The organism is Acinetobacter sp. YH12231 (assembly GCF_013417755.1).
Lineage (GTDB): Bacteria > Pseudomonadota > Gammaproteobacteria > Pseudomonadales > Moraxellaceae > Acinetobacter > Acinetobacter amyesii.
This window is the reverse complement of sequence record NZ_VPDJ01000025.1, coordinates 25,048-39,293: the sequence shown is the minus strand read 5'-3', so window position 1 is coordinate 39,293 and position 14,246 is coordinate 25,048. Positions and strand designations below refer to the sequence as shown.

Sequence of the window (14,246 nt, the reverse complement as noted above, 5' to 3'; positions counted from 1 at the left end):
ACTGAGGATCAGAAAGCTTGTTTGAATCGATGTATTTCATCCGCAGATTATGCACGAATGCTAAGAAATCCGGAGTGCAAATATTAACCAAAAAGAAGATCGTTTTTTGATTTATGAAAGAGATCTATTAATCATAATAGAAAAAATTAAATTTTTTATAAAAATTTTAAAAATGTTATCAAAAGGCTTTAGTAAAGAATGTCTTAAAAACTTATAATCCTCTAGCTTTTCTTGATCAATTAGATAGATATTCGCTTTATTTTTAAAATTTTTTAGCTCTTCATCAATGGATTGATCAATGATACCTTCATATTTACTCTTAAATAATGACAAACGGTTTTCAATATAACTATCAACTCTTTTTTTCTTGAATTTAGGTTCAAATTTCACTTCATTAAAGATCTTATATAAAAACAAAAAAATTATAATCCATAGTTCATTAGCAACGGTCTCTAAATCAGGGAAAAGTGGTGTTTTCGGTAAAATTAAATATTTATAAGCTAAATATGTGGCTAATATTGCGATGGTCGCATATCCAATTTGTGCATACCAATTTATTAACTTAGTACGGTTATGTACTAAATTCCAAACAGCTCGAAATGCAAAACTGTATACTACTAATAAGTAGATGTTAGTTACTAAACAGTCATATTTGAAGTAAAAAATTACTGAAGAAACAAGGATGGTAAAGACTACGGGGGTAAGTATCCTGAGAATAAAATTAAACCCTACGAGTTCATCACTATGAATATCAAATTTAATTTCTGCATACCCAAATCCTTTTGAATATTTACCTATAAAATTTACTGTAAAAAATAAGATTATTCCTAATGTAATTAAGAAAATATGATGCCCTATTATTGTTTGCATAAAAATCCCCTCAAAAATGAAGGGATTTTATCTTATTTGTTAAATATTTAAAAAGAAATCAAAGCGCTGCAATCTGCTCCATATTCGCTTTAATTTTCGCTAACTGGTCAGCAAACTCAGCAAGTTTCACTTTCTCGCCTTCAACCACAGCAGCAGGTGCTTTCGCCACAAAACCTTCATTGCCAAGTTTGGTTGCAATTTGGTCATGCTGTTTTTGAACCTTGTCTAAGTCTTTTTGCAGACGACCCAATTCCGCTTTAGGGTCAATTAAGCCCTTCATTGGAACGAATACGGACACATGACCGACAACAGATGAAGAAGACAATGGCGGTTGTTCACCATCAGCCAAGAAGGTAATGCTTTCAACTTTTGCCAATGCTTTAAACAATGGTTCAATACGAGCAATCTGCGCTTTTTCAGCATCAGTGGTATTTTGAAGAAGAACAGGCAACAAGCGAGCATTACCTAGACCCATCTCACCACGAATATTACGTACCCCACCAATCAAACCTTGCAGCCATTGCATATCTGCTTCAGCTTGTTCGTTGATTTTCGCTTCATCCGCAACAGGGTACTGAGCCAACATGATTGTTTCGCCAGAAATGTTCAGTTTCGGCGCAAGCGTTTGCCAGATTTCTTCTGTTAGGTAAGGCATCAATGGGTGAGCCAAACGTAAAGACGCTTCCATTACAGCAAGAAGAACACGACGTACTTCAGCTTTACGTTCAACCGATACGTTTTCGTCATTTAGAACAGGCTTAGTCAGCTCTACATACCAGTCACAGTATTCATTCCAAATGAACTCATAAATCGCTTGCGCAGCCAAGTCTAAACGGTACGTTGCAAATGCAGTTTGCACCGCTTGTTCCGCTTTTTGTAAACGGCTTACGATCCACTGTTCAGGCAATTCCCAAAGGTCTTGACGAGCATTGATACCAATCACTTGCTCTTCACAGTTCATCATCACGAAACGCGTTGCGTTCCAGATTTTGTTGGCAAAGTTACGGTAACCTTCAACACGTTTCATGTCGAACTTAATGTCGCGACCAGTGTTCGCAAGCGCACAGAAAGTGAAACGAACCGCATCAGTACCGTAAGATTGAATACCTTCAGGGAATTCTTTACGGGTAGATTTTTCAATCTTCGCCGCTTGTTTCGGGTTCATGAGTCCTGTAGTACGTTTTTGTACTAGAGTTTCAAGGTCAACACCGTCAATCAAATCTAATGGGTCAAGCACGTTGCCCTTAGATTTAGACATTTTCTGACCTTCGCCATCACGTACCAAACCGTGAACGTACACAGTTTTGAACGGAACTTGTGGTGTGCCGTCTTCATTTTTCATGAAGTGCATGGTCATCATGATCATGCGGGCAACCCAGAAGAAGATGATGTCGAAACCTGTTACCAGTACATCAGTCGGGTGGAAAGTGTTTAGGAAATAGTTTTCTTTATCTTTCGCCGCGTCGCCAGTCCAACCTAAAGTTGAGAACGTCCAAAGACCAGAAGAGAACCATGTATCCAATACATCTTCGTCTTGTTTCAATTCAACTTCAGGCGCAATGCCATTTTTCGCACGAACTTCAGCTTCGTCGCGACCGACAAATACGTTGCCTTCAGCATCGTACCAAGCTGGAATACGGTGACCCCACCATAATTGACGTGAGATACACCAGTCTTGAATGTTATTCATCCAAGCCATGTACATGTTGCTGTATTGCTCAGGAACGAATTTAATTTCACCATCTTTCACTGCTTTAATAGCAGGCTCAGCAAGCGGCGCAATTTTCACATACCATTGGTCTGTTAGAAGTGGCTCAACGATCACGCCTGAACGGTCACCGCGAGGTGGTTTCAGTGTGTATGGTTGAATTTGGTCTAACCAGCCTTCAGCTTCCGCTTGAGCAACCAATTTTTTACGTGCAGCAAAACGCTCTAAACCAATGTAGTCCGCAGGTGCAGGAATGGTTTTAGAAATTTGCTCGCCCGCTTTCGCGATGTATTCAAACTCAGCCAACACTTCAGCATTTTTGTTGAAGATGTTGATGATTGGAAGTTCACAGCGTTTGCCCACTTCATAGTCATTGAAGTCGTGCGCAGGGGTGATTTTCACACAGCCTGTACCAAATTCTTTGTCTACATATTCGTCTTTTACGATAGGAACAGCACGGCCTGTAATAGGTAGGATGATGTTTTTGCCTACAAGCGCTGCATAGCGTTCATCATCAAGCGCAACCGCAACAGCTGTATCGCCAAGCAATGTTTCAGGACGAGTTGTTGCAACCACGATGTGATCTTTACCGTCATGGGTGCGGATTGATTTGTCTTCAAAGAAATATTTGAAGTGCCAAAGTGAACCTGCTTCTTCTTTATCAGACTCAACTTCCAAGTCAGAAAGGGCAGTTTGTAGTTTAGGGTCCCAGTTGACTAGGCGTTTACCACGGTAAATTAAGCCTTCTTCATGAAGTTTAACAAATACTTCTTTAACCGCGTTAGAAAGACCTTCGTCCATGGTGAAGCGTTCACGTGACCAGTCTACAGATGAGCCTAGACGACGAATTTGACGGGTAATGTTCCCGCCAGATTGTTCTTTCCATTCCCACACTTTTTCGATGAACTTTTCACGGCCTAGGTCGTGACGGCTGATGCCTTCAGCGCCCAATTGACGTTCAACAACCATTTGTGTTGCGATACCGGCATGGTCAGTACCCGGCTGCCAAAGGGTATTTTTGCCAGACATACGGTTATAACGAGTCAACGCATCCATAATGGCATTGTTGAAACCATGACCCATGTGCAAGCTACCAGTGACGTTTGGTGGCGGAATCATAATACAGAATGAATCACCTTTTTGAGATGGCTTGAAGTAGCCTCTCTCTTCCCAAGTCTTGTACCATTTTTTTTCGATCTCGGTCGGATCGTAGGTCGTAGCAATATTTTGCGCTGAATCAGTCATAGTCTAAACAGATCAAAAGTGGATAAAAAATTAGATCTATTGTAGCAAAAAAAATGGTGAATTAGGGATGTTGGGCGAATGTTAACTTTTAGGATTTGGCAGTAAATAAAAGAGTCCGTATGATAGGACCTAAGATAAGAAGTATCCATTGATCCCAAAACTAAGATAAAAGGAGCAATATCAAATGACTTATTCTATTTCTTTAAAGATTCAACCTACGACATATCAACGTTTTGAGACGATTCATCAAAAACTCAATGAAGGTGAAACAGAAAGTCAGTCCAAAGCCTTAGGGGATAATTTAGCGGATATTGCATGTGAAATTTTAGATCAAGTTTTTGGCCAAATGGCGCGCATGAATAAGTCTGGAGACAATGAATCCGAAAAAATTATTCAGCAAATACGTGAAACGACCCGTAAATATATGCCGTGGTCGGTGTCTTTTTTCAGCAATGACCGCCTTGTACCGATGGTAAATTATTTATATGGACGTTTTTACAGCGAAGATGGTCAGCATTATATGCATTATCCGATCGATGCCTCTTTAGCCACCGACTTGCTTGCCTATGTCAGTCAAATGAAAGAAGGGCAGAATCAATATGTCCCACTCGCATTGAAGGCATTTACACAAGTGGTCGATGCCGGGGTGACGCATTTGGTGCGAGAACCAAAAAAAATGCTGAAATTTAATATGGTGGTGGATAAAACTTTAACCGGTGTCATCAATCTCACCACGCAACTCGGTTATAAACGTTTTGATAAACTCGGCAAAATTTATGATGCACAATCGATGAGTCAGTACTTTGACCATTTTATGGTGTTTTTGAGCAATAAGCCTGTACTACATAAAGCATAAAATACATATAAATGAATAAATTAGTTATTTAAAAGGATGTCAAAATGGCAAAACGAGATGATTTGAATGGAAAAGTGGTGTGGATTACTGGGGCATCTTCAGGTTTGGGTGAAGCTTTAGCAAAAGAATGTGCTTTGCAAGGGGCGCAGGTCATTTTGACCGCACGTCGTTTTGAAGAGTTGGAAAAAGCCCGTGTTTCATTATTACATCCAGATCAGCATCTTTCAGTGTGTGCAGACATTACCAATGAAGAACAAGTTCGCCATGCTTATGAACAAGTCCTTGCGCATAAAGGTCGAATTGACTGGCTAATCAATAATGCGGGATTGAGTCAGCGTGCATTGATCACGGATACGACCATGCAGACTGAACGAGCCATCATGGAAGTAGATTATTTTTCTCAAGTATTTTTGACTAAAACCGTTCTACCGACTTTTTTAGCGCAAAAGTCTGGTCGAATTGCTTTTGTTTCAAGTGTTGCAGGCTTATTAGGGACACAATACCGCGCGACCTATTCTGCTGCAAAAGCTGCTATTCATATGTGGGCAAACAGTCTACGTGCGGAAGTTGCGGATCAAGGGGTGGGCGTATCAGTGATATTCCCCGGATTTGTCAAAACCAATGTTTCATTTAATGCACTCAATGGTGCAGGCAAGCCACAAGGGCATCAGGATGAAGCCATTGAAAATGGTCTAGAAGCCAATGAGTTTGCCGAAACGGTGGTGCAATCTTTGCAACGTGGGGAAGAATACATCGTGGTGGGTGGTTCTAAAGAAAAGCTCGGTGTTTGGGTATCTCGATTATCACCAACAACGTTGTATAAAATGATTCGTAAAACCAAAGTGAAGTAAATTTTATCAAGTTTAAATAGTTTAAAAGTCACTCTTAACAGTGACTTTTTTAATGAGTATCGAGATTATAAGAAATGAAAAAGAATAATTTTAACAAATGGGGAATAGCCATCATTTTGTGCGCAATCATTGGTGTAATTGGTACGGTGGCTTATTTTTATTTTAAACAGAAAACTCAAAAAATTGAGCAGAAGTCAACGCTCGAAAAGCCTGAAAAAGAAATAGGAACTGTATCAGAACCAGTTACTGAATCTGTTGAGATTGAACCTAATGTTGAAGCGGCGAGTGCAGAAGTTGTAATACGAGGACCAAATGAGGGGTGGTTACCGATCGAAGCACTATTTGATGAAAAAGGATTATTGAAGTCTGAGTATTACAGTCAAAATCCTCAAGATTCAGATGTTGATAAATTACCTTATAGCTCGAATAAAATTGGTGATTTTAAATGGCGAGCTGAATTTCATCCTGTTGATGATTTTAAAGGCGATCAGGCTAGATTCAAAGATCAATGTTTTGGATATTGTGTTTTAGTGAAAGGTAAGTTGCTGACCAGTGTTGAATCGACTGTATTTACGGGCGCATTTATTGCGAAAGATCATTTGATCGAAGTGATTGCACATAAGGGGAGTGGCGCATATATGCCTGTCAACTATAGCTTTATCAAAATCGATAAAGCTGGTAATGCAGAGTTAATCTCAGATGATCATAATTCTTACAAAGATCAATTGGCTCGTATCAATCATTCGGGACTCGAGATTGACTTAAAACCATTTAGAAAACTTCAATATTTTCTTCTAATGAATGAAAATGGTTTAAATGTGTCGATGCAAAAACCCAATAAGGTGGATGTCGAACCGACTCAGTGTAAAGAGTATTACGAAGGAACATTAGAGGCATGTCCAACTTTATATGGATGTAAAGCTGACATTGTGGTGCAAGATCTGGCACGTGCTTATGCTGGAGATGTTGCATTTAGTTATCATGATCCAAATATTGATGAAAAGAAATTTAATGAAGTTTGTTTTAAAGTTTGTCGCAATGAAAATGTGAGTTATGAAGAGTTTGAAAACACATTGTGTAAAGTAAATTAAATAGTAAAAATGAATTGGGGAGAAGTAGAGAGATCAGATGTCTCTCTTTTGAATTGCTGTCCCATACGCAAAGACTTCGACCATGCCGCCTTGCATACCCAACTCAGTGGTGCTTAAACGCAGGCCCATAATTTGCGTTGCGCCCATCTTTTCAGCTTCTTGCTTTAAACGCACCACGGCTTCACGACGTGCCCGATCGACGATGCTTTCATAACTGGTTAAACGTCCGCCAAAGAAGTTCTGAATATTGGCAATCACATATTTAAAATAATCATGTGAAATCACTACATTACTTGAAATCAGTTGTCCGAAATGTTCAGTAGTTTTAAAGCGGTTGTTGTCTATGTGAATATGCGATAAACGTTTTTCTTGAGCTTCGAGTTCTTTGAGATGCTTTTGTTCGATATGGCGACCGAAGCCCCAACCAATACAAAAGAGCACCACAAAGATCAGGACTTTAAAAATAAAGGCATCCATGACTTAGTCCTGAGTTGGAAATGGGTCTGGTAGTTTTGCTGAGTTGGCTTCTACGCGAACTGCCGTGCCATATACAAATAATTCAGAGGCGCCTTGAGCAATATTTGAGGTTGAAAAACGGATGCCGACGACTGCATTCGCGCCTAAGGCACGTGCTTTATCAATCATACGGCTCATAGCTTCTTGACGGGATTCTTCGAGTAGTTCTGTATAACCTTTGAGTTCACCACCCACAATATTTTTTAGGCCAGCCATAAAGTCACGACCAACATGTTTACTGCGGACAGTACTGCCATAAACGACATCAAGTTGTTGTGTAATGGTATGACCCGGAACAGATTCAAGATTACTTAAAAGCATTTTTTAGTTATCAATATAAAAAGGTGAATTGAAGATAGGAAACTCTTCAACAAAAAGCAATATGTTCATTTTTATTTTGAAGCTTCGATCTAAAAATGAAAAAGCCCACCGAAGTGAGCTTTTCAAATATTACGGGCTAGGCTAAATCAAATTATTGTTTTGACGCAGCTTTACGCTCAGCAGTAGACGGTTGGTATTGCACAGCATCAGAAGTGTTGGCTTTGATACCACCACCAAGTGTTTTATACAATTCAACTTGGTTGTTGAGATTTGCTTGTTCAAGCAACAACAAACCTTGCTCAGCTGCATAAGATGCACGCTGCGCATCAAGTACAGTTAGGTAGCTATCAATACCAGCACGGAAGCGAGCATTTGATAGTTTGTAGGTTGTATTGGTTGCATCAACTAAACGGCGCTGTGCTGCAATACGGTCACCAATGTTTTGACGAACTGCAAGCGCATCATTCACTTCACGGAAAGCAGACTGAACTGATTTTTCATAATCAGACAATGCAATTTTCTGATCAGTTTCAGAAACTTTAATATTGGCCTGACGTGTACCCCAGTCGAAGATTGGAATATCTAGGCTCGGGCCAGCAGACCATACAAAGTTGCCTGATTTAAATAGATCACCTAAGTCCGTTGAAGCATAACCCGCAGAACCTGTCAGGCTAATAGTAGGGAACAGACGTGCTTTAGCTGCACCAATGTTCGCACCAGCAGCAGAAAGTTTGTATTCAGCTGCGCGGACATCTGGACGATTGTTCAACAAGTCACTTGGAATACCTGAACCAATGGTATTGGTCGAAGTAATACGATTGACACGTTGGTTTGGCAGCAAGTTCGCAGGCACTTGTTGACCCACTAATAGGTTCAATAAGTTTTGCGCTTGAGCAATTTGAGTTTTATAGTTCGCAACATCATTACGTGCAGTTTCTACAGAAATTTGAGCCTGACGAACAGGAACTTCACTGTCGATACCAACATCAAAACGTTTTTTGTTGAGATTATAAGATTCAAGCTGAGCCTTTAAGGTTTGATCCGCAAGCTTTAAGTTTGAGTTGGCATACGCATAGTTTAACCATGCTTGCGCCACTTGACCCACAAGCGCAATTTGCGTTGCATCACGGGCGCTTGCAGTTGCAAGGTAACTATCTAAGGCATTGTCTTTTAAGCTACGTACACGACCCCAAAAATCAAGTTCATAGGCAGTGACACCTAAACCGACATTGTAAGAAGTTACAGGCTTTTGCGTATTCAACGTGTCTTGACGAAGTACGCTACCACTTGCACCAATGGTTGGTAATTGACCATTGGCAGTGATTTGATACTGTTGTTGTGCACGTTCAATATTTAAAGCTGCGGTACGCAGGTCACGGTTATTGGCTAAAGCTAAGTCAAGAACTTGTACCAGACGTTGGTCAGCAAAGAAATCTTTATATCCTTGTTCAGCAACAGAAGTACCAGAAGCACTTGCTGTGTAGCTTTCGGGGATATTGGTCTGAACAACCGGCTCTGGACCACGCATGCTTTGGCAGGCAGCCAAAGCAAGCGCAAGTGAAGAAACCGCAATGCTACGACCTGCAATAGACCATACATTTTGCATCACGATAAATGCTCCTGATTATTTTGTTGTTTTGGTTTGTACTTAAAGATACTTCGGATCCATACGTAGAACACAGGAATAAAGAAGATACCAAGTAGGGTAGAACTGATTACGCCACCCAATACACCATAACCTACAGAGTGCTGGCTACCTGCACCTGCACCCGAAGAAAGCGCAAGAGGAAGTACACCAAAACCAAAGGCTAAAGTGGTCATGATAATTGGACGTAGACGCATTTTAGCGGCATGCAAAGTTGCGTCAAACAGATCTTCACCTTTTTCTTGAAGTTCTTTGGCAAATTCTACGATCAAGATCGCATTCTTCGCGGACAAACCAATGACGGCAATAATAGCCACCTGGAAGTAAATGTTATTCGCCAAGTTTGGATTTTTGAAGAACACCATTCCAAGGAAAGTCAGTAATAACGCACCCAATACACCTAATGGTACAACCAGTAATACTGAGAACGGAATAGACCAGCTTTCATACAAGGCAGCAAGACATAGGAAGACGATTAACAATGAAAGTGCGTATAAGAATGGTGCTTGTGCGCCAGACTCACGTTCTTCTAGAGATAAACCAGTCCATTCATAGTCAAAGCCTTGAACGCCCATCGAAGGAAGTTTTTGTACAATTTCTTCCATCGCTTTCATCGCATCGCCCGAACTTACACCCACACCCGGTGAACCTTGAATGTTCACAGATGCGATACCGTTATAACGTTCAAGACGTGGTGAACCATAAGTCCATTCACCAGTAGCGAAGGTCGAGAATGGAACCATTGTGCCTTGGTTGTTACGGACATACCACTGGCTCAGGTCTTCAGGCATCATACGTGCCGCAGCTTCACCTTGTACATAGACTTTCTTCACACGACCACGGTCAACGAAGTCATTGATGTAAGAACCACCCCATGCCATACCCATTGTGGTATTGATTTCAGCAATGCTGACACCCATAGCACCGGCTTGAGCTTGGTCAATCGTGATTTTGTACTGTGGCGTATCTTCTTGACCGTTAGGACGAACACCCATGAGGCGTTTATCTTGAGCAGCCATACCGAGCACCATATTACGGGCATCGATAAGTTGTTGATGAGTTTGACCTGCAGAAGCTTTTAACTGCAAGTTGAAGCCGGCAGTTACACCCAATTCAGGCATTGCTGGTAATTGGATTGGCATGATGTATGAAGCATCCTTCACGATCATGTTCAATGCCATACCACGTTGAATAATCGCACCCACTTGAGATTCAGGTGATGTACGGTCTTCCCAATCTTTTAACTTGATGAATGCAAGACCTGCGTTTTGACCTACACCTGTGAACGAGAAACCGGCAACACTGAATACAGAATCGACATATTTTTCTTCGTTTTTCAGGAAGTAATCGGTCATTGCAGTGACAGTTTTATCCGTACGCTCAAGTGAGGCATTCGGTGGTAACTGTACCAGTGTCATTACAACACCTTGGTCTTCTTCAGGTAAGAATGATGATGGTAACTTTTGGAATAAAAGCACTAATAAGCCGATTACAACTGCATAAATCACACCAGAGAAAATCTTGTGGTGTGTCATGAAGTTCACGCCGCCTTGGTATTTATGCGCAACTTTATCAAAAGAGCTGTTAAACCAACGGAAGAAGCGGGCAAAGATATTGTTGCTTTCTGGTTTGTTTGGATCATGTTGTTTCAACATGGTCGCGCATAGGGCAGGGGTAAAGGTCAATGCTACAATCAATGACAGAATCATTGCTGTTACCAGCGTGATTGAGAACTGACGATAAATTACACCTGTCGTACCACCGAAAAATGCCATCGGCACGAATACAGCGGTTAACACAGAGGTAATACCGATTAAGGCACCCGAGATCTGTTTCATTGAGATTTCAGTTGCAGTCACTGGGTCAAGATGATCTTCAACCATAACACGTTCAACGTTCTCTACGACAACAATCGCATCATCCACGAGGAGACCAATCGCCAGTACCATCGCGAACATGGTGAGTGTGTTGATCGAGAAACCAAACATGTTAATGACAGCAAAAGTACCCAATACCACTACAGGTACAGCCAATGTCGGAATAATCGTTGCGCGCCAGTTCTGTAAGAATAAGAACATCACAAAGAATACAAGAATCACGGCTTCTACAAGGGTATGTACAACACTTTCAATCGATAACTTAATGAATGGAGTCGTATCAAATGCAAGCGTGTCTTTTAAACCTTCAGGGTAGTTTGGACGTAGTTCTTTTAAACGTGCTTCAACAGCTTCGGCTGTATCTAATGCGTTTGCACCAGTTGCTAGTTTGATCGCTACACCACCAGCAGGTTTGTTGTTGAACTTAGAGTCGAACTGATAGTTGTCAGCACCTAATTCAACACGTGCAACATCACCTAAACGTACTTGAGCACCATTGATACTATTACGCAGGAAAATGTTTTTAAACTGCTCTGGTGTTTGCAACAAACTTTGTGCTGTAACTGTCGCGTTCAGTACTTGACCTTCAGTTGCAGGCGCACCGCCTAACTGACCAACAGCAACCTGAGCATTCTGTGTACGGATAGCCGCAGCCACATCACTCGGTGTAACTTTCAGGTTTGCCATTTTGGCTGGATCTAGCCAAATACGCATCGCATAAGAACCACCAAATACTTGGACTTCACCTACACCTGCCACACGGCTGAGAGGTTCAGAAATATTCGAGTTTACATAGTCCTTAATGTCGTCCGCAGTCAACTTGCCCGACGGTGAGTGGAATGCTACAACTTGTAGGAAGCTTGCGCCAGATTTGGTGACTTTTACACCTTGACGTTGTACGTCTTCAGGTAATAGCGCTGTCGCAGACTGGAGTTTGTTTTGGACTTGAACTTGGGCGATGTCTGGATCGATCCCTTGTTCAAAGTTCAATGTAATAGATGCCTGACCGTTACCCGCACTGTTTGACGAAATATAACGTAAGCCATCCAAACCATTCATTTGTTGTTCAATGATTTGGGTTACGGTGTTTTCAACTGTTTCTGCAGATGCACCAGGGTAAGTCGCAGAGATTGAAACCGTTGGCGGCGCAATGGTCGGATACTGTGCAATTGGCATATTTGATAGCGTGAGTACACCCGCCAACATAATCACCAATGCAATCACCCATGCAAAAATGGGGCGATGAATAAAGAATTGAGCCATTCAGTCTACTCCCTATGCGTTTGAAGTAGCTTTTTGTTCAGTTTTAGGCGCTGCTTGTTCTGCGGCTTTAGCGTTTGGCTTTGCTGCAGCAGGTTGTTGCGCACCTTGAGGTGCAGCAGCCTGAGGTTGATACGGTTTGGCTACAACTTGTTGCTCTGGCTTAACTTTCGCAATACCGTCAACAATCACTTTATCGCCAGTGTTTAAGCCTTGAGTCACGATCCAATTCGAACCTTGCGTACCAACAGTGGTTACAGGACGAGATTCAACAGCACCTTTTGCATTCACAATCATTGCAATCGCTTGACCTGTAGGGGTACGCGTAATGGCAGCTTGTGGAATCAGGTAAGCATTTGGAATCACACCTTGAACGATGCGAGCATTCGCAAACATACCCGGAAGTAATAAATGATTCGGGTTAGAAAAAACAGCACGAAGTGTAACCGTACCTGTATCTGGGTTCACACTCGCATCAGAAAATGCAAGACGACCTTCAATTGGGTATTCGCTACCATCTTCAAGACGTAATTTCACTTTGGTGTTATTACTGCTGTCCAAGTTGCCTTGGCTTAATTGTTGACGTAAGCGAAGAAGTTCAGCACTTGATTGGTTAATGTCAACGTACATTGGATCAAGACGTTGAATTGTGACTAATGGATCAGCTTGAGATGCAGTAACTAATGCACCAGCAGTCACAGTTGAACGGTTGGTTTGACCCGAAATTGGCGCACGTACAGTTGAATAACCTAAGTTAATTTCAGCATTTTTAAGTTCTGCCTGAGATGCAGCAACGTCTGCTTCAGCCAGTTTAACTTGCGCAACAATATCGTCGTATTCTTGTTTTGAAATCGCATTTGACCCAACAAGCTGACGGTAACGACCTTCTTTAACACGTAACACGTTTAGGTTTGCTTGTTGACGTGTTAAAGCAGCACGAGCACTGTCAGCTGAAGCACGGTTTGTACGCGAGTCGATCTCGTACAAGGCTTGTCCTTCGCGAACATAGCTACCTTCTGCAAATAGACGTTTCAGTACTACACCACTGGTTTGTGGACGTACTTCTGAAATTTCATAGGCAGATGTACGGCCTGAAAGTTCAACAGATTGTTCAACGCTTTGCGGTTGGGCAACAATGACACCGACTTCAGTTGGTGGCATTTGCTGTGCAGCAGCAGCTTGCTGTGCATCTTTAGGATCTTTGCTACAACCAACAAGTGCAATACTTGTTGCCAATGCGCAAGCAGTCAGGGCAGGAGCCCAAAGCTTTGCAGACATCATTGTTCCACCTCAATTAGATATTTATCTAAATTATTCATTTGTTTACGCTTTACTGATTTTGATGTAACTCAAATAAAGTAGCGTGATCCAAATAAAACTTATGCTCCAACCGGATAAGACATCTGTCGGAAAATGAACCCCAACATAAACTCGCGAAACACCCATACACAGCATCCATAACAATGCCAAAATGGTGATCAAGCGATGTTGAGCATGTTGTCGGTAAATCAAGATCATCAAACACGCAAGCGATGCAGCATAACAACTGTGTGCGCTTGGAAATGAACTCCCGAAAGACGCTACAAGATGGTACATTTCTGGGGGACGCGGTCTGGTGAACGTAAATTTAAGCAACCATGCAAGGCCGATACTTCCAAAGATCCCTATACTGATAAAAACAATCTCTGTATATTTTTTATACCACGCAAAGTGTAAACACCATAGCGTGGTGAAAAATAATACAAAAGGCATGCCCCCTAGCGCGGAAAGTCCGATGGCAATTTGATTAAAAACAGCAATACGGTGCTGACTCATCCATTCCACGATACTTAAATCTAATAGATTTAAATAGCTAGAATAAAGCGACAACACACTGATAATTAATGCAAAAAAACCAACAAACAGTAGCGTTCGTGGCATATTTTATTCCTTGTCATTTTAACCGGTTTGAGCTCGGTTAATTAATGGACTAAAGTGTACTCATCAGTACACTTTATTTCAAGTCT

General features: G+C 41.5%; 11 protein-coding genes. 3 read left to right on the top strand and 8 right to left on the bottom strand.

Annotated elements, in window-relative coordinates; translation table 11 throughout:
- Positions 1-111 precede the first annotated feature (111 nt).
- Together FTV11_RS14285 and FTV11_RS14280 are read right to left on the bottom strand one after the other, a co-directional pair.
- Positions 112-870: a hypothetical protein gene (locus FTV11_RS14285; protein ID WP_180074211.1), complete on the bottom strand. Its 759-nt coding sequence runs from the start codon at positions 868-870 to the stop codon at positions 112-114.
- A gap of 58 nt (positions 871-928) precedes the next feature.
- Positions 929-3,823, bottom strand: coding sequence for a valine--tRNA ligase (locus tag FTV11_RS14280; RefSeq protein ID WP_180074210.1), 2,895 nt, complete (start codon positions 3,821-3,823; stop codon positions 929-931).
- 184 nt (positions 3,824-4,007) lie between these two features.
- On the opposite strand from FTV11_RS14280, the gene FTV11_RS14275 reads away from it, so the two are divergent.
- The 3 genes from FTV11_RS14275 to FTV11_RS14265 all read left to right on the top strand — a co-directional run bounded on the left by FTV11_RS14275 (position 4,008) and on the right by FTV11_RS14265 (position 6,621).
- Entirely contained in the window at positions 4,008-4,679 is a 672-nt protein-coding gene (locus FTV11_RS14275; RefSeq protein ID WP_180074209.1) for a hypothetical protein, read from the top strand.
- A gap of 44 nt (positions 4,680-4,723) precedes the next feature.
- The gene (locus FTV11_RS14270; protein WP_180025811.1) at positions 4,724-5,530 is read left to right on the top strand and encodes an SDR family NAD(P)-dependent oxidoreductase; all 807 of its coding nucleotides are present in this window, start codon (positions 4,724-4,726) and stop codon (positions 5,528-5,530) included.
- Between the two features lie 74 nt (positions 5,531-5,604).
- A complete protein-coding gene (locus FTV11_RS14265; RefSeq protein WP_180074208.1) occupies positions 5,605-6,621 on the top strand; it encodes a hypothetical protein in 1,017 nt (338 codons plus the stop codon).
- Between the two features lie 33 nt (positions 6,622-6,654).
- On the opposite strand, the gene FTV11_RS14260 is transcribed toward FTV11_RS14265, so the two are convergent.
- From FTV11_RS14260 to FTV11_RS14235, 6 genes are all read right to left on the bottom strand, one after another.
- Complete coding sequence (locus tag FTV11_RS14260; RefSeq protein ID WP_180074207.1) at positions 6,655-7,098, bottom strand: YbjQ family protein; 444 nt, start codon at positions 7,096-7,098, stop codon at positions 6,655-6,657.
- A gap of 3 nt (positions 7,099-7,101) precedes the next feature.
- On the bottom strand, positions 7,102-7,458 hold the full coding sequence (locus tag FTV11_RS14255; RefSeq protein ID WP_078192212.1) for a YbjQ family protein: 357 nt from the start codon (positions 7,456-7,458) through the stop codon (positions 7,102-7,104).
- A gap of 151 nt (positions 7,459-7,609) precedes the next feature.
- A complete protein-coding gene (adeK, locus tag FTV11_RS14250) occupies positions 7,610-9,064 on the bottom strand; it encodes a multidrug efflux RND transporter AdeIJK outer membrane channel subunit AdeK (protein WP_078191396.1) in 1,455 nt (484 codons plus the stop codon).
- Entirely contained in the window at positions 9,064-12,243 is a 3,180-nt protein-coding gene (locus tag FTV11_RS14245) for an efflux RND transporter permease subunit (RefSeq protein WP_180074206.1), read from the bottom strand. The genes adeK and FTV11_RS14245 overlap by 1 nt, the downstream gene beginning before the upstream one ends.
- Before the next feature lie 12 nt (positions 12,244-12,255).
- Entirely contained in the window at positions 12,256-13,521 is a 1,266-nt protein-coding gene (locus tag FTV11_RS14240) for an efflux RND transporter periplasmic adaptor subunit (RefSeq protein WP_180074205.1), read from the bottom strand.
- A gap of 42 nt (positions 13,522-13,563) precedes the next feature.
- Entirely contained in the window at positions 13,564-14,160 is a 597-nt protein-coding gene (locus FTV11_RS14235) for a phosphatase PAP2 family protein (RefSeq protein ID WP_180074204.1), read from the bottom strand.
- Between the last annotated feature and the right edge of the window lie 86 nt (positions 14,161-14,246).